16 protein-coding genes are annotated in these 26683 nt (G+C 50.2%); 7 read left to right on the forward strand and 9 right to left on the reverse strand.

Going from position 1 to position 26683, the window contains the following annotated elements; all coding sequences use genetic code 11:
* Positions 1 to 138 precede the first annotated feature (138 nt).
* The 4 genes from ACJAXR_RS04515 to ACJAXR_RS04530 all read left to right on the forward strand — a co-directional run bounded on the left by ACJAXR_RS04515 (position 139) and on the right by ACJAXR_RS04530 (position 9904).
* Positions 139 to 1413: an ATP-binding protein gene (locus tag ACJAXR_RS04515; RefSeq protein WP_415057067.1), complete on the forward strand. Its 1275-nt coding sequence runs from the start codon at positions 139 to 141 to the stop codon at positions 1411 to 1413.
* Entirely contained in the window at positions 1403 to 2725 is a 1323-nt protein-coding gene (locus ACJAXR_RS04520; protein WP_415057068.1) for an HD domain-containing phosphohydrolase, read from the forward strand. Before ACJAXR_RS04515 ends, ACJAXR_RS04520 begins: the two co-directional genes overlap by 11 nt.
* 26 nt (positions 2726 to 2751) lie before the next feature.
* Positions 2752 to 3267, forward strand: coding sequence for a response regulator (locus tag ACJAXR_RS04525; protein ID WP_415057069.1), 516 nt, complete (start codon positions 2752 to 2754; stop codon positions 3265 to 3267).
* A 565-nt stretch (positions 3268 to 3832) separates the two neighbouring features.
* The gene (locus tag ACJAXR_RS04530; protein WP_415057070.1) at positions 3833 to 9904 is read left to right on the forward strand and encodes an EAL domain-containing protein; all 6072 of its coding nucleotides are present in this window, start codon (positions 3833 to 3835) and stop codon (positions 9902 to 9904) included.
* Between the two features lie 906 nt (positions 9905 to 10810).
* Here ACJAXR_RS04530 and ACJAXR_RS04535 read toward each other — a convergent pair.
* The 5 genes from ACJAXR_RS04535 to ACJAXR_RS04555 form a co-directional block, all read right to left on the reverse strand.
* On the reverse strand, positions 10811 to 13303 hold the full coding sequence (locus ACJAXR_RS04535; protein ID WP_415057071.1) for a hypothetical protein: 2493 nt from the start codon (positions 13301 to 13303) through the stop codon (positions 10811 to 10813).
* A 67-nt stretch (positions 13304 to 13370) separates the two neighbouring features.
* A complete protein-coding gene (locus ACJAXR_RS04540; RefSeq protein ID WP_415057072.1) occupies positions 13371 to 13607 on the reverse strand; it encodes a hypothetical protein in 237 nt (78 codons plus the stop codon).
* A gap of 453 nt (positions 13608 to 14060) precedes the next feature.
* Positions 14061 to 14681: a hypothetical protein gene (locus ACJAXR_RS04545; RefSeq protein ID WP_415057073.1), complete on the reverse strand. Its 621-nt coding sequence runs from the start codon at positions 14679 to 14681 to the stop codon at positions 14061 to 14063.
* Positions 14681 to 15973 (reverse strand): tyrosine-type recombinase/integrase, encoded by a 1293-nt coding sequence (locus tag ACJAXR_RS04550; protein ID WP_415057074.1) that lies wholly within the window; start codon positions 15971 to 15973, stop codon positions 14681 to 14683. The genes ACJAXR_RS04545 and ACJAXR_RS04550 overlap by 1 nt, the downstream gene beginning before the upstream one ends.
* Positions 15974 to 17040: 1067 nt before the next feature.
* Positions 17041 to 17337 carry a DUF1330 domain-containing protein gene (locus ACJAXR_RS04555; protein ID WP_415057075.1) on the reverse strand — a complete coding sequence of 99 codons (297 nt, stop codon included), beginning with the start codon at positions 17335 to 17337 and terminating at the stop codon, positions 17041 to 17043.
* 204 nt (positions 17338 to 17541) lie between these two features.
* Here ACJAXR_RS04555 and ACJAXR_RS04560 point away from each other — a divergent pair, with 204 nt between their 5' ends.
* On the forward strand, positions 17542 to 17703 hold the full coding sequence (locus tag ACJAXR_RS04560) for a hypothetical protein (protein ID WP_415057076.1): 162 nt from the start codon (positions 17542 to 17544) through the stop codon (positions 17701 to 17703).
* Positions 17704 to 18725: 1022 nt separating this feature from the next.
* Here the strand turns inward: ACJAXR_RS04560 and eat are convergent.
* From eat to ACJAXR_RS04575, 3 genes are read right to left on the reverse strand one after another with little or no spacing between them, the layout of a single operon-like run.
* Complete coding sequence (eat, locus tag ACJAXR_RS04565; protein WP_415057077.1) at positions 18726 to 20129, reverse strand: ethanolamine permease; 1404 nt, start codon at positions 20127 to 20129, stop codon at positions 18726 to 18728.
* Positions 20130 to 20154: 25 nt separating this feature from the next.
* A complete protein-coding gene (eutC, locus tag ACJAXR_RS04570; RefSeq protein WP_415057078.1) occupies positions 20155 to 21039 on the reverse strand; it encodes an ethanolamine ammonia-lyase subunit EutC in 885 nt (294 codons plus the stop codon).
* A complete protein-coding gene (locus tag ACJAXR_RS04575; RefSeq protein WP_415057079.1) occupies positions 21032 to 22444 on the reverse strand; it encodes an ethanolamine ammonia-lyase subunit EutB in 1413 nt (470 codons plus the stop codon). Before ACJAXR_RS04575 ends, eutC begins: the two co-directional genes overlap by 8 nt.
* Positions 22445 to 22664: 220 nt before the next feature.
* Between ACJAXR_RS04575 and ACJAXR_RS04580 the strand changes: the two genes are divergently transcribed.
* Both ACJAXR_RS04580 and ACJAXR_RS04585 read left to right on the forward strand, forming a co-directional pair.
* Positions 22665 to 23684 (forward strand): helix-turn-helix domain-containing protein, encoded by a 1020-nt coding sequence (locus tag ACJAXR_RS04580; protein ID WP_415057080.1) that lies wholly within the window; start codon positions 22665 to 22667, stop codon positions 23682 to 23684.
* Between the two features lie 508 nt (positions 23685 to 24192).
* Positions 24193 to 25497, forward strand: a complete 1305-nt coding sequence (locus tag ACJAXR_RS04585; RefSeq protein WP_415057081.1) for a PQQ-dependent sugar dehydrogenase — start codon at positions 24193 to 24195, stop codon at positions 25495 to 25497.
* Between the two features lie 273 nt (positions 25498 to 25770).
* On the opposite strand, the gene ACJAXR_RS04590 is transcribed toward ACJAXR_RS04585, so the two are convergent.
* The gene (locus ACJAXR_RS04590; protein ID WP_415057082.1) at positions 25771 to 26127 is read right to left on the reverse strand and encodes a c-type cytochrome; all 357 of its coding nucleotides are present in this window, start codon (positions 26125 to 26127) and stop codon (positions 25771 to 25773) included.
* Positions 26128 to 26683: the final 556 nt, after the last annotated feature.

Below are 26683 nucleotides of genomic sequence, written 5' to 3' on the forward strand. Positions count from 1 at the left end.
AAGATAAAGTGACAATATTTATTGCTTGGTGTCGATTCAGTACAAAAACTAAAGTGCCTGCATGATGGCTTAGTGATATCATTTTGCTGTTATCGATTGATTCGCCCAAGTTCACCCTATCTTGCCCAGGAGCCAATAATGGAATTCCTTCCTGCTCATCTATTATCGCTTGCTTGGGATCAAGTCAGATTAGGGTTGATATTTTTTGATGAGTCTTTCCATATTCAGGGCTGGAATCGCTTTCTGGCGGATCGCAGCGTGATGTTTACGGAGCAATTACATGGCCGTCCGTTTCTGGAGGCTTTTCCGGAAGCAGATACACCGTGCTGGCATGGAATGACTAAGAGCGCAGCAGAAAGTGGTACCCAGGTTTTTGTGCCGTGGGGTGAAAATCCCTACCTGATTGCGTTGCCTGCACCTGAAGGTAAAGGGTCTCTCATGCTACAAAATACATTACTGCTGCCATTTACCGACCTCCAAAAAAAATTGTCTTATGCCCTTTTCATTATAGATGCCACAGGTGCAGTCAAGCACGACACAGACCTTGAGAAAACACTCGAAGGAATGAGTGGTAAACAGCAAGAGCTGGCGCAGTTAAAAGAGGCCTTAGGAGCCGTTAACAGCCAATTGCTGCAGTCAGAAAAACTGGCTGGTATCGGTCAATTGGCAGCAGGTGTTGCACACGAGATCAACAACCCCATTGGATACGTGTCTTCTAATCTTAAGACTTTGACGGGCTATGTCGAGAGCCTTTTGCAGATTATAGATGCGATTGAGTCTGATCAATCTCTGAACGCTCTACACCAGCTCAAGCGTGATCTTGAATACGATTACATTAAAAGTGACATACGATCGTTGATGGCCGAATCAGAGGACGGCATTGACCGAGTGAAGCGTATTGTCAGTGCCTTAAAGGATTTTTCTCACATTAGTGAAGAAAGTTTTGTTGCCGCTGACTTGCACCAAGGTATTGAAACCACGCTGAATGTCGTTAATAACGAGATTAAATACAAAGCTGAAGTGGTTTGTGAATTTGAAGAATTACCGAACGTAGAGTGCATCGTGTCGCAGATTAATCAGGTGGTAATGAATCTGCTATTGAACGCATCGCATGCAATTGATGGCTTTGGTCGTATTGTTTTGCGCAGTGGCAGCGAAGGCGATCAGGTCTGGTTTGAGGTAGAGGATAATGGCTCCGGGATTGATGCGGTCACGATGCCTCGCATTTTTGATCCGTTTTTCACTACCAAACCAGTGGGTACTGGTACAGGGCTAGGATTAGCCCTTTCCTACAATATCATCAAGAAACACCACGGTCGTATTGACGTCGACAGTCAGCCGGGACATGGCACGCGGTTCCGAGTATGGCTGCCCGCACGACAGCCCCAGGCCGAGGTCGCTCATGAGCAATGAAGGTTCTAAGATTAAGGTACTGTTGGTAGATGATGATGTCGGTATTCTGAATAGCCTGCGTCGACTACTGCGCAAAGAATCATGGACTTTATTGACGGCAGAGAATGGCGAGCTAGCACTAGCACTAGCTGAGCAACATGAGCTTGATATGGTCGTTTCTGATGCGCGCATGCCGGGGATGGACGGAGCCCAGGTGCTGGCTTCAATCCAACAAAGCCAGCCCGACTGTGTTCGTGTTCTCATGACCGGGTACGCTGATCTCGCCACTACGGTGCGGGCTATTAATGAAGGGAGTATCTCCCGCTACGTCAGTAAACCCTGGGATGATGATGAGCTGCTGTTAACGCTACGCCAAAGCCTAGCATTACGCATATCAGAGCGTGAGCGTAAAAGGCTGGAAAAATTGATGCGTCAGCAAAACCGTGAGCTATGTGAACTTAATAACAGTTTAGAACATAAGGTGCTTGCCCGTACTTCAGAGCTACAGCAAACGGCGAATACACTTGAGCTGGCTAACGCTGAACTCAAACGTAGTTATGTCTTAAGCACTCAAGTATTCGCTGCGATGTTGCAGCAAAGACTGCCCCGAGAGCGGCAAACTAATGAAGCCGTCATTGCCATCAGCCGTGCTTGGGCAAAGCAGCGAGAGCTTGATACGCGAGCGAAAGACAATCTGGCAATAGCAGCTGCACTTTACAATATTGGCAAGGTCACTTGGGAAGACAGACTACTGGCCAAGTCCGCTGACACGATCCACAAGCAGGATCGCAATGTTTATCGGGCGTATCCCCAAGTGGGTGAGGGGTTCCTCATGGCTCTGGAGCCCATGCAAAGCGCTGGTCGGATTATCCGTCATCACATGGAATGTTGGGATGGCACCGGATTTCCGGATCAACTCAAAGCTGGTCAGACCCCCCTAGAGGCCAGGATGCTGCGCCTGGTTGTCGACTATGTTGAGCTGCAAGCAGGTATGTTACTGGACCACAAGGTGAAACGTAATGACGCACTGGCATGGATCAATTTTTACTCGGGCAAACTGTATCAGCCTGAACTAGCTGAGGATTTTATTGCCTTTAGCGATTCCCTAGATGCAGAGGTGGGCGCCTTGGGTGAAGGTGCAATGCAGATAGATACCCGTCGGGCGGAGCCGGGTATGACACTGGTACAGGACCTTTATGCGGCCAACGGATTGCTGTTGCTGAATACGGGAAAGCAATTAACACGAAAGCTGATAGACCGTCTTGTGACGTTTGAGCTGGCCGAAAACGTAAGCTACGTACTCACTATCCGCTTGAGTAACAGAACGGCGTAGTCAAGCTCGAGCAAGGAAGCGAACGCATGATCCGTATTCAAATAGTGGACGACGAACCTAATATTTTGAAGAGTCTGGCACGGTTACTGCGCTCAGATGAATGGGAGCTGGAATGCTCTAGCGATCCACATGAGGCGCTTGAAGCGCTCAAGTACAATGAGTACGGCTTGATTATTTCCGACTTTCAAATGCCAGGCTTAGACGGTTTAACGTACTTGCGCTTTGCTCGCCAACGACAGCCCGATGCCTTGCGCATGGTGTTAACAGGCCAGGCTGACTGTACTTCTATGATGAAGGCCATTAATCAGGCCGAGGTTCATCGTTTTCTAGTCAAACCTTGGGATGAGTGCGAGCTACTGGTAGCTGTCCGCTCTGCGTTATCAATCTATCGCATGCGCAAGGACAATCAACGCTTGATCGAAAAGGTGCGTTACCAGCAGCAAATTATGAATGCACAGGGGCAAGAATTGCGAAGGCTAGAGTCTGAACATCCAGGGCTGATTCATCTAAGTAGGGATGGCGATGGTGTCATTCATCATTGATGAGCACGGTGAATCAAACCATGCAGCTGCATGATAGGTTACAACCGCATCGCAAGGGTGACCTGATGGTATTGGAAACACGTGATGATCCCACACTTTTTTTGACATGTTGCCCATTGGGTTGCGCCAAATCGAGGGGCTGGAGTTACGTTTAAAATTCTATACCGTACCAGGGCAGGTCCTGTATATAGTACTCGCAAGGCAGTTTTGTCCCGCTCCGATGGGATCGTGTTTGACGCGGATTCGGACGCGGCGCAGCAGGATATCTGGGGAAGAATACGCTTGACACTATTGTGTATGGCCACGGCCCTATCAGCCTGAGTAACAGAACAGTGGAGTCGAGCGTGAACAAAAAAACGCGCGCATGAACTTCAGTCAAATAATACGAGGAGTCCAGAAGAAGTACTCTGGTTTCTTGGGCCGTAAGTGTGGAGCGTTGAAATACAAAACTGCTAACAGTGGCTGTGTAGACAGATTTTTTCTGTCCGCTTTCATCCTGTTTATATCTGCGACGTATTGGTAATGTGCGTCGCTTTATTTATTGCCAAAGTGCAGCTGGATTGATATGAAAACCCAAGACCTGATCGTTGAAAGCTATCTGCTAGTCACTGCCTTTGCCCTGTTTGGCATCGGCATGTTTGGTCTTTTTGGCTACGCGGTGGGCCATCAGGATGACCCGTTATTGCTGGTGCTGCTGCCAGACGCTGCAATGTGCGCTGTGCTGCTGGGCGGCCTGGTGCTCGGTACTCTTCGTCAGGCGCGATCATTCATACTCTTGTGCGCTGTGCTTCTGACGACTATCTGCTTGTATACCTTAATCCATAATTATTGGGCTGGTGACTCCGAAACAGGGCAATCTTGGCTCAGTGGCTCAGTGCGCATGCGCAGTGAGTTGGCGCTAGTAGGTATCGCCGCCACCCTTGGCACAGGTCTTAGTTTATGGGGGAGGCTGGCCCGATACACGGCCCAAGCCATCGGCATCGTTATAGTCCTGTTAGGCATTATTTTGCTGTTAGCCGATTTTTCCACCGAGCTAAATGTCTTCAGGCTGAGTTTCAAGCCCTCCTCAAAAAACCTCATGAATTCCTTCATCATTACACTGGGTATTTCAGTCATTTTGCTCGCGCAGGAAAGTATGCGAGCACGACAGAAAGGGACTACCCAATTTCCTATCGCCGGATTTATTGTTGTGCTTTTCACCTGTTTTGGCTGGTATTTAACAAGTTCGCAAAACATTGACAGCATGAACCGCGAGAGTAATCTGCTGTTAGCTAAAACCAAAGTGATCATTGAACGTACGAAAACTGACCATCTGAGCTTAATTCAGCGAATGAGCGAGCGTTTGCAGACGCTCGGCGACCTGCCCCCAGTTGTTCTGCGACAGCAAGAGTTTTACAGCTATCTGCGTGACTTCCCCGAATTGGGTTTGATCGCCATCCTCGATCAAGACTTTACCCCCCTGTACCAACAATCGCGTAATCAACAGCAACTAATGTGGTTGAGTAGCTTTTTGGCCGATAACGACAATCTAGTCTGGCTTGAAAATGTATTCAAAGAGGACGGGGCACATTTCAGCCAGGTTCACGCACGAGCGGGTGAAGTTGCTTCAGCCATGATTGCGAGCAGGATTATTTTACCAGGTCGGGCACCGTTGTTGTTGGTGGCGAGCCTGGATATCAGAGAAACAATGTGGTCGTTAAAAGATCAACGTTCAACCGATTTTGACTTACGCTTATATGAAGAAGGCATAGAGATTTTTAGCTCTGTTACAGAGCAATCGCCTCGATCCTTTAATGATGTGGGTGCAATAGACATTCCCATGAATGAAAATAAGGCATGGGTCCTAGTTAGCTCTGTGAGACGTGCTCACTTCGCAACGCGATCAGCGTTTGTACCTATGCTAACGCTTCTGTTCGGTTTGTTTCTCAGCGGTCTATTCTTGATGAGCAGGCGTCTTCTTGAAGTCGATGCCAAACGTGCAGACGCTATTCAAGCCCTCAACGTGGAGCTGCAGGCCGCGCTGCTCCAAAAGAACAATCTACAGACGCTGAACCGTCGTATTATGGACGTTTCCAAGGATGTGCTTTGCTCTATTGATAAACAGGGCTGCTTTGTCGAGCTCAGCCCATCATGCGAGCAGATGTTTGGTTACACTACCGAAGAGCTGATGGGTCGGCCTTATGCAGAATTGCTGCTCCCAGAAGATCGTACAAGCACTGAGGCAGAAGCTGCTGAAGCATTCCTAGGTAAGACAACGCACAACTTTCGCAACCGCTACCGTCATCGAGATGGTCGCATAATTCACTTGGCTTGGGCCGCATATACCTCGGCTGATGATGAAACTTTGCTTTGCGTTATTCATGACATTACCTCTCTGGTGCGCATCGAAACGTATGTCGAAGCTCAGCGCGATATACTCAGCTTAATTGTTGAGGATCGTCCCGAGACAGACATTCTTGAAGCTGTTTGTTTTATGGTCGAAAACCTAGAGCCAGAAACATTGTGCTCCATTTTGCTACTTGATGATGCCGGAATTCATTTGCACACCGCCGCAGCGCCGGGCTTGTCAGATGCATACAAGCACGCTATTGACGGCATGGCCATTGGTGCCAATGCGGGCAGTTGCGGCACTGCGGCTTATCGACGTCAACTGGTGGTAGTCGAGGATATTACAACAGATCCTCTCTGGGATGATTATCGCGAACTAGCACTTGCTGACAACTTGCAAGCTTGTTGGTCATATCCGCTGTTGACACCAGACGGTAATGTATTGGGTACGTTTGCTCTCTACAGTAATCTGCCTAGTACCCCTAGTCAGGAGCAGATAAATAGCCTCGAGACAGCTGCAAAACTGGCGACCATCGCCATCATCCGTACTCGTGACCGTCAAACGCTACAGACTAGCGAACAGCGCTTTCGCTCACTCTTCATCTTCAATCCTGATGCAGTGTATTCCTTTGATTTCGACGGCAACGTACAACTGGCCAATGACGCTACGCAAACACTTATTGGGCTGCATGACGCGCCGATAATCAACCGAAATATTTCTGATTTTATTTTTGCTGAAGACCTTAAACTTACTCAGCATTTTTTCGCAGACGCTTGTAAAGGCATCCCTCAGCGCTACGAAACACGCATCATCGATAGTCGAGGCAAGCTTTATTATCTAGATGTATCCAACCTGCCCATTATCATCGAGGGTCAAGTAGTGGGGGTTTTCGGTATTGCTAAAGACATTACTCAAAGCAAAGAGACAACTCTGGCCCTGCTTCATGAGCTAACGAAAGCGGAACGTAGGGCAGCTCAATTGCAGGGTCTCAGTGAAGCAGCTATCGCCTGTGGCCGATGCTTAAGCCGTGCCGATCTGATCGAGTACGTACTCAACCAGATAGGCGATGTGATCCTGGTTGATCAGGTCGTGTTCATTACTCAGGAGGACATGTCAGATCAGCCAAAAACCAACATGTGGTTATCCAGCGATTTTAGTGCCACCTATGGTCATCTCTCGCAGACGGTAGACGTCAATCTTCTCAGGTTTCTCACCGGCATCGGGAAACCAATTTGTTTGACCCAAAGTGAGATTGAAACCGATCCTCATTGGGCGGCCATCGTCAGCGGATTGAGCAAAAGCGGACATCCTCCTTTACGTGGTTTGATTCTAGTGCCCTTGCTAGAACCCGATAGCAGTCATTTGAATGTGTTAGTGCTATCAAACAAGCAGCAGGCAGACTTCGACCAAGACGATCTCGCTATTGTAGTACAGTTTGCCCAGATGGCTGTGTCGTCATTGGCCCATATTCGCCTGCTCGAGGAGATTTTTACCAATAAAAACCTGCTCAAATCCCAGCTCGCTTTTACATCAGCCATCACCGAAAGTTTGTCAGAAGGTGTAATCGCGGTAGACACTGCTGGGCATATTACTTTCGTTAACCCCGCGGCTGAAGTGCTTCTTGGCGAAGAGACGCAGTTGTTAGTTGGGCAGCCGCTGGGGGCGGTTCTCCCGCTTGATCCTATTTTTTGGCATTCGCAGAACGAGCAAGCTGTTGAAGGAGAGTTCATTCTCACGAAGGGTGACAATCGTATCTTGCTCTATAATGCTAGACCGCTTCGTGTCGATATATATAGCAGTGGCTGGGTAGTTGCCCTTAAAGACATTACCGCTCAGCGTCTTGGCGATGTAGCGCTGCATGAACGAAATCAGGTCTTTGATGTATCTCTTGACATGCTGTGCATGTTGAGCATTGAAGGAGACTTGATAGACGTAAACCCGGCACTTATCAATATGCTGCATTATCCTAGGGACCAGATAATCGGCATGCCCTATACATCTCTAGTTCATGCGGAGGATCGCCTTCTGGCGGGGAATGCAATCGCGCAGCTGCGGCTCGGACACGCTATACGTGAGTTGGTTGTGCGGGTTTGGGACAGCCAGCGGGCTATGCACTGGCTACAAGTAAGCGCTGTGATTGGTGAAAATAAAGTCATTTATGGTGCAGCCCAAGATATCACTCTGCGTCGGGAGTCCGATAATCAATTACGCCTGTTCAAACGTAGTGTCGAGTCGAGTCACAACGGCGTTGTGATTGTAGACGCACTGAGTGAGGACATGCCAATTATCTATATTAATGCAGGGTGCGAACGGATAACAGGGTATAGCAGTAATGAAGTCGTTGGCCGCAATTGCCGGTTCCTTCAGGGCAATGACCGCGATCAGCCGGGCCTACATATAATACGTGAAGGCCTTGTTAAAAAAATCGAGACGAACACGGTCCTTCGTAACTTCCGTAAGGACGGTAAGCCGTTTTGGAACGACCTCTCTCTTTCCCCCATTCATAATGACAAGGGTGTGATCACTCACTATGTTGGCATCCAGAACGATATCAGTGAAGAAAGACGCGTTCAGGAAGAGCTCAGATTTAACGCAAGTCATGATCTACTGACTGGCTTGGCCAATCGTCGCCTGTTAATGGACCGCATGAGCCAGGCTTGTGATGTTTCCAAGCGTTATGGGCGCTATATTGCGGTTATGTTCATTGATCTTGACGGCTTTAAACAAATCAACGATGCATTCGGCCACTTTTCTGGCGACGAAGTGCTTAAGGAAGCCGCATCTCGCCTTATGGAGCAAGTCCGGGCTGGCGATTCGGTAGCAAGAATCGGTGGTGATGAATTTGTCGTGCTACTGCCAGATCTGGCTCAAGGAGATGATGTTTTGCCTGTGGTTGAGCGCATACTGCTCACCCTGGCAAAACCCTACCAAATCGATGGAGCCCTGTTCCAGACCAGTGCCAGTATTGGCATCACGCTGAGCGATGGAAATGTAGAGCGTCCGATGGATCTCATACAGCAAGCTGACATCGCCATGTATAAAGCCAAGCAAGAAGGCCGTAACAACTACCAATGGTTTACTAACGATCTAAGCCAGAGCATTCTCGAGCGCGTAGATTTACGCAGAGAGCTGCAACAGGCAATTGAGAACCAAGATTTCGAGCTCTACTACCAACCGCAAATAGACAGTCGTAATGGCATGGTAGTCGGTATGGAGGCTCTGATACGCTGGAACCACGCAGTAAAAGGTTTTATTTCTCCAATAAAATTTATCTCTGTAGCCGAGGAAACCGGGCAAATTGTCCCACTCAGCTTATGGATATTCGAAACCGCCTGCCGTCACATTCGGCTGCTTGCCGACCAGGGCATGAGCAAATTATCAGTGGCGGTTAACGTCTCCCCCATCCATTTTCGGCGCAAAGACTTTCTGGAAAATATAGTGACCGTTTTGACCCGCAATAAAGTCAATCCGGAGCAATTAGAGCTAGAAATCACCGAGTCAGTGCTCTTAAAAGATACCGAACAGACTATTGAGACGTTTCATAAGCTTAAATTGCTTGGTATCAGAATAGCACTTGACGACTTTGGAACAGGCTATTCCAGCCTGAGTTATCTAAAGCGCTTACCGCTCAATAAAGTCAAAATTGACCGCTCGTTCATAATGGATATTGTCAGTAACAGCGATGATGCTGCCATTACCAAAGGCATCATTTCCATGGCTCACCATCTACGCATGAAGGTGATTGCGGAAGGTGTAGAAAATGAGTTCCAGTGCGCCTTCCTGAGAAAAGCAAACTGCGATGTATTCCAAGGCTATTACTTCGCCAGACCTATGCCGTTTGCCGAGCTACAGATTTTTCTACGTGAGCGCATGCTCACTTGGGTGCCTGATCTGCTACCCATAAAAGATAATGAGTATCAGCAGACATTGCTGCTACTTGATGATGAAGAAAACATCTTGCGCGCCCTGACGCGGGTACTGCGACGGGATGGTTATAAAGTGCTTATGGCAACCCGTGCCCAAGACGCGTTCGAGCTGTTGGCTAAGCATGACGTACAAGTGATTATTTCGGATCAACGTATGCCTGAAATGAATGGAACCGAATTTTTTAGGCGAGTCAAAGCCATGTATCCGAAAACTATCCGCATTGTTTTGTCTGGATATACGGATTTGAACTCAGTGACCGAAGCAATTAATGAGGGAGCTATTTACAAGTTTCTCACGAAGCCTTGGGACGATGAGCAATTACGGCGGGTTGTTGCCGAAGGATTCAAAGCATCCAAAGCTGATCTGCCTTACGTATCTTAGACGGACTTGATCGATATCAGTAGCCCTGGTTTTTTTCTTCGGCGTTTAGATGGCTGGGCTCTATCGAGCTAGCCAAACGCAGCGCGAGTTATAAAGACGTTGGATACGACCTATGAGCTGCGAGGTTGCACCCTGAATGCCTGCCGGGAATTTAGGCAGTGGCTATGGCGCAACTGTATGAGCCAAAGCATGAGCCAACGAAGAAACTGTTAGCTGATGGTGTGTTTCAGCGGGCTAAGACCAGATCAATTTAATGCGGGTTTGACACCTGCCAAGGTAGAGGAAACTGTACCCCACTGTATGGAATCAGTGACCTCTGCCGTCGGGTCATGGTCGGCCTATAAATCCTGCTCATCCATACAGTAATGACATCAGGATTTATGTTTTTTTGGTACGTTTATTGATACGTAAATATTCAATCCAGGCCGTAAGATACGCGGTTTGAGGAGGTATGGCGGCTGATGGAACCGCCACATATTCAGTCGGGCAGGGTATAGGGTCGAAAAGTGGTATTTTATCGGGGCAGCATTATGCAATATGCGTGCAACTAACAGGTGCGCGCGTAAGGTGTAGAATAGGCAGCGTTTGTAATATTTGTAAGCGTTGTAATTGCCCGTTTTCAAATTCAATTACATGCTGAAAGGCCCGTTCTAGAAGCTCGCAATGGTGATTTGTAATTGTAATTACGGTTTTTGGCCTAACTGCCTGTTTATTTTATATTCACCCTATTTTTTTGACTATTGAAAAATTAAGAAAATGGCAATTACATCATTACAAATATGGCTCCAGCCCCTCTAGGACGGTGCTTTCGGCGTGTAATTGATCTGCGTTTTTTGCCAATTACGTTCAATTACAGCAATTACAAAAAAGCCCCGCATCAGCAGGGCTAGTTTGTCACCTTTGATTCTATGCGAGGCGCACAGCCCTAGTGGGGCCAGGTATGCGGCAAGTATTAACGCCTTTACCGTCAAAACTGATCAGGTCAATGATCTCGGTCTTTTTCCTTCTCATGGCTCCAGCCTCAGACTGGGTCAAGTTGTTGTTAATGAACTCGTCAATTATCAGGTTCGGCTTTGGCAAATAGATCCCGCCTCTGAAATTGACGGTGTTGAGTGGGTTTTTATCAATCCATGCCTTGAGCTGCCCCACCAGATCCGGTAGTGACTCCGAGAACCGTTCATAAACAGTATCTAGTCCGTGGGTGCGGTGAAACTTGGTGACAGCCTCATCAGCCCATCTGGTCGCCTCTTCACGTCCCATCGGTCGGAGTCGAGCCACTGCCTGGTTAATTTTCTCAGCGATATAAGAGGCCATTGCATTCCGGTAAGCGTCTTTTCCGACCTTGATGAACAATGGCCGATCTTCAATGCTGCCATGCTCTCGAAAGATGCTCATCCGATTGGCAAACTGATCCTCTACGCCATTTTCACCCACAAGGCTTGCCACGCTTTCTGCGGATAAAAACAGCTTTGTGAAAACTTCGACGCTAGAGGTCAATTGATTTTTGGGCGCTAGCTCAATGATTGATTGCAATTGCTTTAGCTCGGCTTTGACTGTTTTGAACTCGTCGATTGCCAGAACGAATGCCCGCTTGAAGTCTAGCGGCGAACGTCCTACCGGCTTGCCTTCAAACATGGCCTCTACTTCCTTGACGTGCAGATTTACCACCAGCCCGAGCTGCGACAATGCGCCCAGTAATATGCCTTTGCCCCAATCGGTAGTAGCGAACAGCCACAAATAAGCTTTTTTGCGATCCCCTGCAAAGCGGGCTGCAACAAGCAAATCGATAAAGGCGTCTAGCCTCGGAAAGTGCTCAAGATAGTCAGCGATTATTGCCGCATAGTCAGAACGTCGCCGGGGCAGGGGGAACGGCTTGTGGGTGAGTACAATTCGCGCCTTGTCCTCTTGCAGTTCTAGGCGGCTGAACTTGGCGAACATATCCACGCGCCACTCCACGCTCTCGCGCTGGTTTGCATATTTCAGGTGATCGAGAATTGCGGTTAAGGCAATAGCCATGCACCCGCTTATAAACTTGGATCTGGCGCTTTCTTCGGCAACAGGTGAGGGGCATCCAAACACCAGCGACTTAGCCAGATCTGTGACAGCCTTTTTATCAATAATTGCGCCAAAGGTTCGGCACAGGAACTTATAAGCATCAGGCTCTTTGAACTGCACCAATGACTCGTCATGGTTGAGCAAAAAAATCTTGCTCTTGGTGCCAGACCAGAACGCGCCATTGATCATCCTGGTGATGTTCTCGCCGTTGGGTAAAAGGCTTTCGGCTGCGTCTGGGTCATCGGCGGGGTTAATGCCCATGCGCTCCAGTAGTTGCTGGTGGATGTGATCGGCAATTTTTTGTGCTTCTGGCGTAACCGCTGCGCCGAACTGTTCAATGGTTTCGTGTCGCGCCTTCTCCTGCGCGTACTCTTGTCGCCTGCGCTTCTGTCCGTCTGGATCTAGATCATCAGCCAGCGCACGAACAGCCCGGCTAAAATCTCCGCTGTACTTGAGGGCTACCAGAACATCAAACACATCAAGCGCATGGCCGTTGTGATTCAGGCTCGATAACGGGTCTGATTCTCCGTGGTGGCTGTACAGTCGCTTTTTGCCGTCTGGGCCTGTCAGGATATGAACGCCAGCACTCCCGGTTGTGCTGTTTGGTGACAGCCAGGCGCGACCGATACGGCGATAACCTTCGGCCTCGATTACGCTGTCGATGTCATAGGCGGCAATAGCTTTATCAATCACGCCAGCATCCTCTGCGCTAACGCTGCGGGGTTTTGGTATCGCTGGCCTTGCATTGGCCTTGGCTGTCGCTTGTGCGTCCTCCAGCGCCATTAGGGCCGCTTTGACAAGGGGTGTGTTGTCATCGCCTGCATCAAGCAAAGAGCTGTCAGTACGGTCTATATATTCATATGCCGCGCCAGCCTCTACCACGTTGGGCGCATAAAAAACCTGCTGCACTCTTGCCTGGGCCTTGTCGGCATTCCAGAGCATCGCCAGCCCGTTGCAGATTGCGCCGTACCTGGTTGAGTCGACGGATGCCAGCAACGGAATGACCACCTTCCAGCGATTCGCTGTGACGCCTTTTTTGTCTTGCTGGTGACTGCTTGTGGTGAAGGCCAGCCACGCACAGCCATAGCTGTCATATATCGCGCTGATTTCTTCGCTGTCTCGATTGTCGTCGTCATGGTCGCAGACTAGCGCCCAATACGAGGATCCGACGGCATGGCGCTTGGCCTTGCCTTCTGCATCATACGGCGTCAAGCAGTCGGCCTTGTCCTTTGGCCTGGTGGTGGGGTTCATCGCCATTGTGAGAAGTGCAGTCAGGCTAATGTGTTTAGCCGGGCTGGTTTCTTTGTGCGAAGCGTAAAGGGGTAAACGGAACGAGGCGTTCATAATTTCACCTCGGCACGAATGCGGCACACGCAATAGGCGAACAGGAAAAGAGCAAGCGTCAGAGTGTTCATAATTTCACCCCATCTGCCACATAACGCATAAGCGCGTTTCTATACCCGAAAGTTCCAGTTAGTGTTTGGAGTTCTTTTTGCGTTGGTATATTCGGCGACCACTGGCATTGAACACTGTTGTCATCTTTCATGCGGAAGCTGACATAGAAACCGCCTCCGATATAGACGGGGGTGGTATAATCAAAGCGTGAACTTTTCGGGCTGGCCTTTTGGTCGGCCTTATTTTTTTTCATGTTATGCAACCCCCTGCAATTGCTCGATCTGATCCAAGCGCCAGCGGGTGCAGCCGGGTGACAATTTGATTGGTTGGGTTAGGTGTCCGGCAGCCGTCCAGCGCCATATAGTTTGACGAGAAACGCTAAACATTGCGGCCAGTTGAACGTCTGAAACGTATAGGGCGACCATATCGGTTGTGATTCTCATGACATTACTCCAGTGCGACGAGGTGTAAAGTCAACTTGTGTTTGGGCACATCCTTGGCCTTGTCCATCGGCGCGACTAATTCCGCTTGCCTTATTCATGCTGAACCGTCCTGCAATTGATTGCGACGATTCATAATTAAACGCATGTCCGCATCCATTTCGCACATTCTGCGGAAAATTCTTACTTGCTGATTCATTTTGAGTCATCCTGTACTTAATTGGGAAGACTCAAGTCTGAATAGGCGCATATCTGGTTAAGGGGGGTTACTCGGGGCTATTCCGCGCAGGACTAAGGTATTTTTCCCTAAACTGCTTAAACGTAATTTTTGGGGGGCTTTTTGCACTTGGCGTAACAACAACAATTTCCCCTCCGTCGCGATAAACTTGCCATACAGTGTCGTCGTGCTCGACTGTTACCGGCGCGAATGATTCGGGTAACTTTTCTATGTACTCGGCCAGCGCAAGATCACGGCCATAGCTGTCTATTAAATAGTTTGCGGCTGCCTCAGCCCAAAGCCTTCTTTTTGGCTGCCTTCCTCCCGTTGCTCCTCCTGTTTTGGCAGCGTCTTCCTTTCGCTCCTGGTTCAATGCCCACAGATCCGCGTGGTAGTTGCCCGCTATCTTGACAATCAATAGAAACTCGGTTTTTAGCTGATCCTCGTCATGATCCTGCAACGCCTTGCGCGCCATTCTTACGAGTTTTAATGCGCGTTCTTTCTGAGGTAGGCTCGGGTGGTCTGTCCACTCTTTTACGTTGCGCTCCCACTCGTCCAGTGCGGCGCTGGGGTCGTCGGGCAGTCTTACCCTTACCTTGGCTTCAAGCTGGGCGGCGCGTGCAGTGGCGGTGTGTGCGTGCAGCATGGATTTGACTTGTGATCTGTCCATTACCGCCCCCCGCCAATGTTGACCACGTTGTCACCATCCGATTCTGCCTCGCCGTGATAACAAAAGTATTCCCAGTCGTTCATCAGCAGGCGGCGCTTGTCGATCAATTCGGAACGCGCATACGCGGCATGGGTGGCATCGCTATTGACGTGCGCCAAGGCAAGCTCTGATACCTCGTCAGCGTAGGCGGTCTTTTCTCTCGCCCAGTCCTTGAACGTGGATCTGAAACCGTGAGTAGTAACCGGCGTTTCCATTCGTTTGAGTAACGCGGATAGGAAATTGTTAGACGGAATAGCGCCGTTCGGGCCAGGAAACACCATTTTTTCTGGAGCGCCCGGTTGCATCTGTTCAAGCAGGTCGATTGCAGAATCGGTGAGCGGGACACGATGGATCTTGCCGCTTTTCATACGCGCAGCCGGAACCGTCCAAACCCGCTTATTGAAGTCGATCTCCTGCCATGTAATGCCGTGCTTCCCAATGCGCTTGTCACCTATAACCTCGTTGGTGCGGGAAGAGGTCAGAATAAGGAACTCCAGCGCCCTCGACGCTGTACCTGTGCGCTTTTTCAGAGACTTCATAAACTCTGGTATATCTTCAAGGCCCAGTGCTTCGTGGTGTTTCTTTTTGGTTATCTTTGAGGGTGACGGGTAAACCTCGTCTAGGTAGCCTTTCCATCGAGCGGGGTTCTCTGCCGATCTATAACCATGAATAGCCGCCCAGCCCAGAATTTTCTCTAGCCTGCCTTGCACGCGCTTTGCAGTTTCGGTGGTGCTTTCCCATATCGGATCAAGTACAGCCTTGATATGCGGCAACTGAATGTCGCTTACTGGTACTTTCCCAACATGGGGCAGGGCATAGGTCGAAAGGCTGTTCGTCCATTGCTGCGCCTGTCGTGGGTTCTTGAACTCCTTTGACTTCATCGCGATATATTGCGTCATGGCATCGGAGAAGGTTAGCGACGAAAGGCGAGCCGTCATCAGCGCTTGCCTAGCGGCCTTTCTCTCTTCGACAGGGTCAATGCCTTGCGCTATTTTCTCTTTGACCTCTTGCGCCTTCTTACGAGCATCAGCCAGGCTAACGTCAGGATACCCGCCGAGACCGATAGGGCGACGCTTGCCGCCTACCAGCGTTCGCAATATCCACGACTTTGCGCCGCTGGGGGTGACTTGCAGTAGCAGGCCAGAAACGCCACCAACGGCGTGCAGAGTATTGTAGGGTTTCCCATCTTTGCCCGTAGCGCAGGTAAGGCGTTTTACATCCAATGCGGCCATCGGTTGAACTTTTTTGGGCATGTCTACGATCCAATATACGTATCATAAATAATGTTATTGGATGGTAGCGTATTGTTCCGCATTGTTACAAGTATTCTAGGTTGTTCAATGACTTACGCGGGATTTATGGAAATAAAGCGTTATAATTCAATAGCTTGGGCTGGGTTGTGGCGGCCTGTCCCTCCGCCACTATTTGCACTCAAAGCCCCGTATATCGGGGCTTTGTTGTTTCTGGGTCTTGCTGTTCCCTCACTTGATCCCCCACAAGGTTTTGTTTTTGAGTGAATCGCCATTGATGGGCGAGCGCCATTCTTTGGCGGCGGGGTAGCGCCAGGCGACAAAGGTGTGTTTTCCCCGCATTAAAGCGCTAATTACATGAGGTGTTCCCCCAAAAGCCCAAAGTGCGAATTTTGTGGAGGTAAAAAGATGGTTCCCCCCGTCGTTCGGGTCACTGCCATCGAAAGTTTTACCCCCCCTCCATCTCCGCGCTTAACTATGGCGCTCTTATTACCAGCGAAATTGTTGCGGTTAGTGTAGTAAGAATTTCGGAAGCGATTTCCTGCTCGTAAAGGTTGGCGTTTTAACACACCCCTCCTGCTCACGGTGTCGGGCAGAAGAGTCAATCCGAACTCTAAAGTAGCTTATATGCAAGATTTTAATTAACGCATCTTCTTACCAATTCCCCCCAAAATACCCCTGAATCGCTCCGCGTTTTCTAAATGCTTTACGACTTCTTTTGGCCGGCTTTTGCCAGTCACTCCGGGCTGCAGTCGCACCGTTTTTGCCTGTCAGGACTGGCGGCAACTGGTACGTTTCAGTCTCTTGTTATGGGCAGCACCCGACCCGAGGTGGCCATCACCAAGCGCTTGGTCCTATTGATCGGAACGGACGGCTTGAGTTGTTAGGCCGCACTCCGTCTTACGGCAAGGGCCCAATCTTGGAAATCCAAGAACGCTTGTGAGTGCGTGCGCAATAGATGGCGTTTATTCCAAGTGCACAAAGAACACTGCCGCCCAAATCTTGCCAGGCTAGAGAAGCGGTACTCAGCGCTAACGCAGGGCACTAAAGCATTAGCATCAGAGGCTATTCTAAGAGCCGCCAAAACCTTTAACCAATAGTGATGTCACTGTGCTCCCGGCATTGCGATGCACGGCTATAGCTTGATAGTCATCCGATCTCATCCAGCTCAGAGCGCTTTCCTTTGAGGGAAACTCAATAATCACCGACCTAGTAGCCTGCCAATCACCCGATAACACCATTGGCTCTTCGTCAACACTGAGCATCTTGCCATCAAACTTTGCGAAGACCTCCGAAAAACCACTCTCATACTTATCATATTGGCTACGGTCGTGAATGGTAAATGCGGCAATGATGTAAACAGTCATATCGGTTCCCCTGTTGTTTGAAAGTTAATTAAATTGATTCTAGGCCTTGGCCATATTTCTCATAGGTTGCTTTACGCTTTGAGGTTAGGGTTATTTTGATATCATTCGTGGCTAGCAGGTACAAGCGCTTTGGTATTCATTGGCCCAATGGACGTAATACAAATTGCCTGGCTTTGGAATGCTGGGCAGGACAGGGAGAAAGTCATGAGAGCCGATTGGGATGATGGGCCGCGCCTAGGTAAATGGAGCGGTAAAAACGATAGTATATTGCGTGTTGTGGGTATGATGGCAATCTTTTCTGGCGCCTTGATTCTGGTTTTTATCAATAAATACTGGGAGCCGGGCAAACGTATTCAGTGGGTGTAGTAGGGTTTCTCGGATGGCGCTACTGAGGGCGCAGCTAGTCAGAATTTGCCGCCAACTTTGCTGGAGCCGCAGCTTGAGGTGCCGCAGCGCACCGCTGAAATGGAGTTCTGGGAGGACCTGGAACGCGACCGAGAAGCGCCTAGGCAGACCAACTTCAATGATACTAATTATGCGCCCTCTAAGCAGATCAATATTATCCAGTCATTGCCGTTCAATTCATCACAACCGGCCACTAGAAAACAGCCGCAGGGACTCCGGGGCTCGGCCCCTGCGTCGATACATTGGCAGGATGCCTGGGGCAGAATAACTAGCTGGCAGACGTATTTCGAGTTCCAGAACAGCCGCATAGATAACCGAACCTTCTGCCTAAACTTGCGCAAGGGCTAGCTGGAATATCGGGAGTGTCGCAAGGGTGCGCGGGAGTGGTTGAAAGGCCAGTGCCGTACTTCAGCTATCCTACCTGCCGAATGGCGGCGCATGTATTAGCAGCTACCGCACCTGATTTGGGTTGACCTGTGACGGGTAAGACGCATGACGTAAGTGCCGAGGGTAAGAGATGCGTTGCTATGCGGTCTCACTTCTTATTTTAATTACCGTGGATGCCGAGCGGTAGCTGCACTTATCGACATCACATTCACAACCCAATCTATAAACACGCGCAGCTTCGCGCTCACATGCCGATTCGGTTGAAATGCTAGGTACAGCCGTATTGAATTGAGTTGCCAATCTTGGAATAAGGGCGCCCGTTTTCCGCCCGACACGTGCTCTCGAGTCATGAGGAAAAGGGGGCAGAATGATTTTCTGCTGACCGGCCGCTTTTGGCCGAAAGCGGCGGGGTGGGTCCCCGTCGCCGATCTTAGCGCACACTTCAGTCTGCTCGGCTATCTCAAGCGCGTCACCCACTTTACAGTCTCGATCTGTTGCCAACAAAACACCTCACTTTAGGCCAAGGCTTGAGTGGGGTGTTTCTATTTGGCTGATCCATTTCCAAATACCTGACAGAAGCTTTATGGCATACCATGTTAGCCGTTTAACGTGGACGCCGCATTAGCAAGCATATCGAACTCCTCCTCGGCGGTTTTTGCGACCAGATGGTGCTTGCTGTAAAAAAAGTAATATGCTCCGCCGGCCACGAACAGTAACAGCGTGTAGTTAAACGCGCGGGGATCAAAGGCGTACACTCCGGTGAGCGCAACGAGTGACAGCGTCAGGGCGATGCCAGAAGTAATGATGCCGCCCGGTGTTTTATAGGGTCGTAGCATGGCGGGCTGTCGAACGCGGAGCAATATATGACTGAGCGCCATCAAGGCGTAGGAGACGGTCGCACCCACTACCGCCATTGCGAGAATCAAGTCACCTTCACCACTTAGCGATACCAAAAAACCGAATACGCCAGGCACAATGAGTGCGCGCGCAGGCACTTTGCGGCTGGTAGTTAGCGACAGGGAACGCGGCAAATAGCCGGCTCGTGACAATGCAAATACTAATCGGCTATAGCCGTATATTATGGAAAAGAACGAAGCCACTAGACCCGCCAGACCCAATACATTGACAACAGTGGCCAGCATACTATTACCGTTGGCGTTCAACGCATCGACCAAAGGAACAGCGCTTTTTCCGATGGCATCAGCACCAGCGGAGCCTGCGGTCAGCACCACGACCAATAGAGCAGTGAACAATAGAAAAATCATTGCAGCGATAATACCTTTGGGTACGTCTTTAGCTGGATTCTTGGCTTCCTCAGCAGCAAGCGGCACACCTTCTACTGCGAGAAAAAGCCACATAGCAAATGGTAAAGCGGCCCAAACGCCGTACCAGCCAAGCGGTAAAACGGTAGAAGCACCAGCGGCATCAGTTACGGCCATGTCGAACAAGTTGTTAACATCAAAGCTACCAATCAGCGCCACTCCAGTGGCGATGATTGCGAAGACCGCCAGCCCGCTGATGACCATCATGACTTTCAATGCCTCGCCTACACCGGCCAGATGAACTCCAATGAATACAAGGTAAAAAGCGGCATACACCCAAGGTCCATTGAAACCGAGTAATTCCTCTACAGCCGAGCCGATGAATATGACAATGGCCGCAGGCGCCAGTGCATATTCGATCAGTACGGCCAGACCGGTTAAGTAGCCGGCCGTCGGTCCCATAGCCTGACGGGCGAAGCTGTAGCCACCGCCAGCGGCTGGAATCGCCGCAGACATTTCCGCCAGTGACAACACCAGAGTGAAGTACATGATGGCCATTAATACTGCGGCAATCGCAAAACCACCCCAGCCAGCCTGAGCAATACCAAAATTCCAGCCGGCAAAATCGCCGGAGATAACATAGGACACCCCCAGCCCCGCAAGTAATAGCCAGCCTGCGGTACCTTTCTTTAACTGGCGCTTGGCCAAGTAATCACTATCAATTTGCGTTTTTTGCATAGTCCTGTCTCTTTTATAAGCGGTTTTAGTTGGTTAGAAAGTTACTGCTATTGTGCTGCTGGTGATCAATAACCTTGCTTTCACTCCGGTCTTTCAGCTTGACGCCGGATAGTCCCAGGCGCTGGGCCTCCTGCAGCAGGTAGAGCGTGCGCTGAGCCGCCTCGCTATAACTCTGGCCAGCGGGGCGAATATTCGAGATGCAGTTGCGGGCAGCATCATTCATACCTTTGCGTGGACCCCAAGTGAGGTACAGCCCCAGGCTGTCTGGTGAACTGAGGCCGGGTCGTTCGCCGATCAGTACTAAAACTGCATCAGCACCCATGCGCTCACCGATATCGTCGGCGATTGCAACGCGGCCCTGTTCAACGATGCACACCGAGTTCAACTGCCAATCGGTCTGGCTGTCTTCTATGAGCTCTCCGCACAGCGCTTGCAGAAAAGGTGCGGTATTAAGTTGCACGGCTTGGGCTGAAAGACCATCTATGATGACGATGGCCAGGTGTCGGCTGTTGTGGCTGGTAGCTGGGTTATGGACCAGAATGTGCAGCGAGAGGGGATCCAACTGCCGACCTAGATCAGGTCGCTGTAGGTAAACTGCGCGGTTGTTAGCTTGACTCTTTAAATGATAGGGCGCGATAGCATGAGGCAGACCTTGAACTCCTCGCAGCTGATTGCGCAATGTGCAGATATCCAGCGACATATGCACTGCATCCTTGGCTCGAGCGTGAGCCAGTTGAAATGCCAGAAGCTCATTTGTTGGCAGACTGATGCCGGTGCGACCTAAGCCAATCCTCGCGTCGGTAAATTCACGCAGGCGTCGCCAGGGATTCTGTATAACACCGGTGTATTGTGATTCTCTTGCATCATCCGGTGTCTCAGGCAACTCGTGAGAGTCGTCGAGTCTATGCATGATGGTTCCCCCTAGGCAGCCTTGCCAATAAGTTACTAAAGGCGGGCGGTAACTGGTCATTAAGGATGTGTCCCGGGCCATCGGTGAAAATGGCCATCTTGCGCAACCAGCCCTCGAACTCTGGCGCGGCGGCTAGTCCCAGTACCCTGCGGGCATACAGTGCATCGTGGAAAGAAGTGGTCTGGTAGTTGAGCATGATGTCGTCTGAGCCGGGAATACCCATGATGAACGAGCAACCAGCCACGCCGAGCAGGGTCAGCAGATTGTCCATATCGTTTTGGTCAGCTTCAGCATGGTTGGTGTAGCAAACGTCGCAGCCCATTGGGAGACCAAGTAGTTTGCCGCAGAAGTGGTCTTCCAGCCCGGCGCGAATGATCTCTTTACCGTCAAACAAATACTCCGGCCCGATAAAACCGACTACTGTGTTGATTAGCAACGGATCGAAACGCCGGGCCACAGCATAAGCCCGAGCTTCACAGGTTTGCTGATCCAGCCCGTGATGAGCATTCGCCGAAAGTGCGCTGCCCTGACCGGTTTCAAAATACATGACGTTACTGCCAACCGTGCCCCGTTTGAGCGACAGTGCCGCTTCCTGGGCTTCTGCCAGTATTGACAGGTCGAAACCAAAGGAGCTGTTGGTGGCTTCAGTCCCGCCGATCGACTGAAACACCAGGTCGACAGGAGCCCCCAGTTCGATCGCTTCCAACGTATTGGTCACATGGGTCAGTACGCAAGACTGAGTTGGTATGGCGTACTTCTGAATCACCTCGTCCATCAACTTTAATAGTTTGACGGTTTGCGCGACGTTGTCCGTCGCAGGGTTGATACCGATTACGGCATCGCCGCTGCCATAAAGCAGGCCATCGAGCATGCTTGCGGCAATACCATTAACATCATCGGTCGGATGGTTAGGTTGTAGTCGGGTGGATAGATGGCCCGGCAGGCCTATGGTGTTGCGAAACGCACTGGAGACGTGACATTTCTTGGCGACCAGAATCAGGTCTTGATTCCGCATCAGCTTGCTCACTGCAGCCGCCATCTCCGGCGTCACCCCATCACGAATACTCGCTAGCATCCCAGGTGTGGCATGGTCACTCAGCAGCCAGTTACGAAAATCCCCTACGGTGAGATGTGCAATAGGTGCAAAGGCGCTGAGGTCATGACTGTCAATAATCAGTCGAGTGATTTCATCCTTTTCATACGGGACTAACGCCTCGTTCAAAAAGGTCTTGAGCGGCAATTCAGCCAGTGCCATTTGCGCGACTGTACGTTCTTCAGCGCTATCGGCGATCACCCCCGCTAATCGGTCACCGGATCGCGCTGGTGTGGCTTTGGCCATCAGGTTTACAAGATCACGAAAATGATAAATGGTATTGCCCAGCATGTAACGGTACTGCGTGCTCATCCTGTGTTTGCTCCGGCCACAAATATTTGATTGGACTAGATAACAGTAAGGCACGGGCTGCTGTTGTCGCTATCAAGTTTCGGCAAATCGCACTTCATCTCCAGATGTTATGGATCGCGAATTGCATGGATAAAAACGCTAAAAACGAGGTTTTCAACGATGCAGTACCTCAGTCGCCAAAGAGTGGCTGCTGATTACCCATTTCGCTCCGGAGGAGAAGATGCTTTGCGCACACTCTGATGCACTGCTGCATCGCAGCCGCCCCCGCGCTGCACCGGACAAGTGCATTACCGAATCAACCGACGCGCACGAGCATGCGGCAAGTCTGACCAACTGGTTGCAGGAATACGATCAGTTGGGTGACGGGAGATTCTATGGGCGATTGGAAGAACTGAGATTTGATCGGTTGCAGGTGTTCAAGGAACACACCAGCAAAGCCCTGCGTCAGCAATGCAATGTGTGGCCCAATGCAATCTGGGTTGGTATTCCCGCTAACAATCAGGATTGCCGAATTAACGGTCTTTCAGTGATAGACAACACCATTATGTGTCGCCCAGGCAACAGTGACTTTGAGCTGGTAACTCCACAGTCATTTGATATTCTCGGAATTGTCATTGATCTTGATTTACTTCATCAGGCGGCTGATATTCAAGGTATTGCTCTTAATGAACAGCAGTTAGAGCAGCCGCGAATGGTGCTACCCCAACGTACTTTATCGCATCTGCGTTATGTGCTTCAGCGGTTAATAGGGTCAGAAATACCGGTAGCGGCTAAACAGTATTCACAGGATCTTGTCATTATGGCCTTGCTCGAGGTGTTTCAACAGGCACGCGCAGCGCGTCATCAGTTACCCAGTTATGTGCATCGTAAAATGGTGGTAGACCGAGTTAAAGGATATCTCTTCGAAAGGAGCGAGGTACCGGTGACGATGGCTGAGCTCTGTGAGCTGGCACATGTCAGTCGTCGCACGTTGCAGTACAGTTTCGAGACCATTCTGGGCGTGAGCCCACTGCGGTTTTTGCGGGTGACTCGTTTGAATCAGGTTCGCCGCGCTCTTTCCGAAGCCGGCGAATGCGGTATCGGACGCACGGTTACCGCTGTCTCCGCAGAATGGGGCTTTTGGCACGCAGGGCAATTCGCCAAGGACTACAAAAAATTATTTGGCGAAAGTCCTTCAGGCACCCTTAAACGAGTTAATTGCTCCAATTCAGGATTTAAATCGAGCATTAGCGCACAGTAAATCCAGCGTTTTCACCTGCTTGCAACGAGCCTTAAGTTTCTAGATTTTATACTGCTCAGGTGTCATGACGTTGCCCTTCGGCATGACATCGCCAAGCTCCTTTTCTATCAGCTTAATCCAACGGCAAAGAGCGCTTTCTTCGAGCCATACCTTTGATTGAGCATCAGCGCTATCTACTCATGTGATCACCACGTCAATCTGCGCTATCCGGACTCTGTCCTGAATTAGCACGATTGGAATGGGTTGATCGCTGCGATTGGTGCTGGACCTATTGACGATGTGGAATCATGCAGGGAATGCCTCGCAATTCGCGCAACAGAGCCATTTTATACATTGTTTCACAGTCAAGTATTGGACTCGGCGTTTGACTAGCCGGGCTCAGACGCTTTGGAATTGGTTGATAAGTGTATTTCAGACTAAGCTGACTTTGTCAGATGCGGCATTTACGCACCGAAAAGTCAGTGCATTGCTCCCTGGCGTTACAGTGTCAAATACCTAGGAGAATATTATGAATTTGCATGTAATTACTGTGAGCAATCGACGGCTTTTGTCGACTGTTGCGGCTGGGCTTCTGGCTGCGACTTCGACGATAGTTGCTGCTCAAAGCGGCATGAACACCACCAGCCTCAAGTCGACTGTCGTATTGGAAAATTTAGAAAACCCGTGGGATATGGCCTTCCTTGACGACAACACGATGTTTTTCACTGAAAAATGCAAGGGCCTGTCTGTATTAATGCCCAATGGTGAAGTGAATGCGCTACTTGGGATGGGCGAAAGTGAAGGTTACCCCAGCACCATGAGCGATCTATTCTGCGAAGGCCAGGCCGGTATGATGGGGGTCGCTATCGACCCGGCCTTTGGAGACAATCGCCGAATTTATGTATATTCAACATCTAACATGTCCAATCCGCATACCAATCGCCTTATGAGGCTGGTCGTAAACGATGATTTCACTGCGGTCTCGGACAGAACCGATATCGTCGATGATGTGCCGTACAAGATGAAAGCATCGGCTCACCCGTTCGGCGGTCCTGGGGCACACAACGGAGGTCGTGTGCGGTTCGGTCCAGACGGTAATCTGTATCTGACAACGGGCGACAACCACAACGAAGAGATTCCGCAAAGCCCAACATTAATGGGCTCGAAGGTTTTGCGTATAGACACCGATGGTAATGGCGCTGCGGGTAATACCCCGCCCAAGGGATTCGATCCCCGCACTTATACCTACGGCCACCGCAACGTGCAGGGTATCGCGTTTCATCCCGAGACCGGCACGCCGATCGTCGCCGAACACGGCCCATGGCATTCCGACGAGATCACTGTTCTTGAGAACGGTGGAAACGGCGGCTGGGATCCGCGCCAGAATATGGCCGGTCGGGGAGAATGCCCTGACGAATACTGCGGTTATACGCCGAACCAGATGAGTGGTATGGATCGCCACGAAAGGGCAGCCCATATGCCGATGACCGACATGATTACCTATCCCAATGCCATGCCACCGATATGGACTAATAACGGATGGTCCCAAGGTACATCGTCTGCTGCCTTTCTGGAAGGCGAGCAGTGGGGTGACTGGAACGGCGCGATGGTGGTCGGTAGCATGGGTATCGGTTTTGGTGGTACGTCACTCGGCCAGCGTATAGACGTTATCCAAATGACTACCGACGATGGCCAAATCGCGTTAGAGGATGTGACTGAAATGACGCTTCCCATGGAGGCAAAACGCTTCAGGTCGGTTGTTTTGGGTCCGGACGGAAACCTCTACACCGCTGTGGATGAGGGCATGATTTACAAGCTAGCCCCCGGCGATTGATTAGAGTTAGCCGCATCGCCTTTGGGCGGTGTGGCATGTTCGATGAATACATCATTATTTGAAACAAACAGTTGAACATCAGATGGTTTTAGTCGCTAACGCTGGTAACGCCCAGTAGTGTTGGGATTCCAGCAAAGCATTCGTCCAGCGAGCACGTCAACGTTTCAGTGAAATCGTTGGTGCTCACCCCGGTTGACAAGTTGATCAGCTGATGCAATGCCTGTTAGTGAATGCGCAATTAAGCCAAAAGCGAGCATGACTGTAAGAAAGCAATTACTTGAATTCGGTTACGATGTAGGAGGCGATGCTATTGATGTCCGAGTCAGTCAATTCTTCGGCTACTGGCCACATTAGTGGAGAATTGGGACCAATCATGTCCCCGGCCCGGTATGCCGCTAGACGCTCTACTAGATAGTCGGCCTTTTTGCCTGCAAGCCTGGGAAAGCTCGCCATGCCTTTGCCAGTTGAGCCATGACAATTTGTACAAACTTTCTTGTATATTCCCTCACCTACCAAAGTATCCGTTACAACAACATTCAGTCTTTCCGTTGTCGGACTTTCTTGGCCGCCGGCCTGCAGGGGCCCGATAAATCCGATAGCCATTACAGCTAGTAGCAGTGCTTTCCTCATATCAATCTACTCCCATAAACGGCTGATTATTTATTGCGCTAAACAATCTGCGCAATCTCTGCGCGTTGCCGAAATTGTACACAGGCTCTAATCTCAACTATTTCACCCTTGTGATCAAGTGGCTTGGTAAAACCGCTGCACGGTCTTGGACGAATGATCTCCTATATTATGTTCCGAATAAGGCCTGTAATCGTACTGTAATCATAGATTTATACTTCTCCATATGAGGACAGTATGTCCAAGAATGAGAGCAGGCTAATTTTATAGATTACGAGGGCTGCTTGTAGACGAAAGCCGCCTGACATCAATTGCCGCGATTGACTCAGATGTATTTTGGACAAATCAAAAGCGCTTCGCGCAGCGCGCCACAGACTACATATCGTTTGCGTGATGTACCTATGATGTCTTAGGTTGCTGGAACTTGAGTGGGTACGCCGCTACGGCCTTCACTCCGTATTGTCCAGAAGACAATACCCAACACCATTATCATGCCCAATGTTTCCGCCATGCTCGGAACCGTCCAAGCTCGCATATAGCCGAATAGTAGCGTGCAGAG

Source organism: Halopseudomonas sp., from assembly GCF_047631575.1.
GTDB lineage: Bacteria > Pseudomonadota > Gammaproteobacteria > Pseudomonadales > Pseudomonadaceae > Halopseudomonas.

What these genes read in the sequence shown, in the direction of transcription:
- ACJAXR_RS04580 (WP_415057080.1), top strand. Translation starts at nt 22,665, where the DNA reads ATGCTTTGCGCACACTCTGATGCACTGCTGCATCGCAGCCGCCCCCGC.
- eat (WP_415057077.1), bottom strand. Translation starts at nt 20,129, where the DNA reads ATGCAAAAAACGCAAATTGATAGTGATTACTTGGCCAAGCGCCAGTTA.
- ACJAXR_RS04585 (WP_415057081.1), top strand. Translation starts at nt 24,193, where the DNA reads ATGAATTTGCATGTAATTACTGTGAGCAATCGACGGCTTTTGTCGACT.
- ACJAXR_RS04555 (WP_415057075.1), bottom strand. Translation starts at nt 17,337, where the DNA reads ATGACTGTTTACATCATTGCCGCATTTACCATTCACGACCGTAGCCAA.
- ACJAXR_RS04545 (WP_415057073.1), bottom strand. Translation starts at nt 14,681, where the DNA reads ATGGACAGATCACAAGTCAAATCCATGCTGCACGCACACACCGCCACT.
- ACJAXR_RS04540 (WP_415057072.1), bottom strand. Translation starts at nt 13,607, where the DNA reads ATGAAAAAAAATAAGGCCGACCAAAAGGCCAGCCCGAAAAGTTCACGC.
- ACJAXR_RS04515 (WP_415057067.1), top strand. Translation starts at nt 139, where the DNA reads ATGGAATTCCTTCCTGCTCATCTATTATCGCTTGCTTGGGATCAAGTC.
- ACJAXR_RS04530 (WP_415057070.1), top strand. Translation starts at nt 3,833, where the DNA reads ATGAAAACCCAAGACCTGATCGTTGAAAGCTATCTGCTAGTCACTGCC.
- ACJAXR_RS04550 (WP_415057074.1), bottom strand. Translation starts at nt 15,973, where the DNA reads ATGCCCAAAAAAGTTCAACCGATGGCCGCATTGGATGTAAAACGCCTT.
- ACJAXR_RS04535 (WP_415057071.1), bottom strand. Translation starts at nt 13,303, where the DNA reads ATGAACGCCTCGTTCCGTTTACCCCTTTACGCTTCGCACAAAGAAACC.
- eutC (WP_415057078.1), bottom strand. Translation starts at nt 21,039, where the DNA reads ATGCATAGACTCGACGACTCTCACGAGTTGCCTGAGACACCGGATGAT.
- ACJAXR_RS04575 (WP_415057079.1), bottom strand. Translation starts at nt 22,444, where the DNA reads ATGAGCACGCAGTACCGTTACATGCTGGGCAATACCATTTATCATTTT.
- ACJAXR_RS04525 (WP_415057069.1), top strand. Translation starts at nt 2,752, where the DNA reads ATGATCCGTATTCAAATAGTGGACGACGAACCTAATATTTTGAAGAGT.
- ACJAXR_RS04560 (WP_415057076.1), top strand. Translation starts at nt 17,542, where the DNA reads ATGAGAGCCGATTGGGATGATGGGCCGCGCCTAGGTAAATGGAGCGGT.
- ACJAXR_RS04520 (WP_415057068.1), top strand. Translation starts at nt 1,403, where the DNA reads ATGAGCAATGAAGGTTCTAAGATTAAGGTACTGTTGGTAGATGATGAT.
- ACJAXR_RS04590 (WP_415057082.1), bottom strand. Translation starts at nt 26,127, where the DNA reads ATGAGGAAAGCACTGCTACTAGCTGTAATGGCTATCGGATTTATCGGG.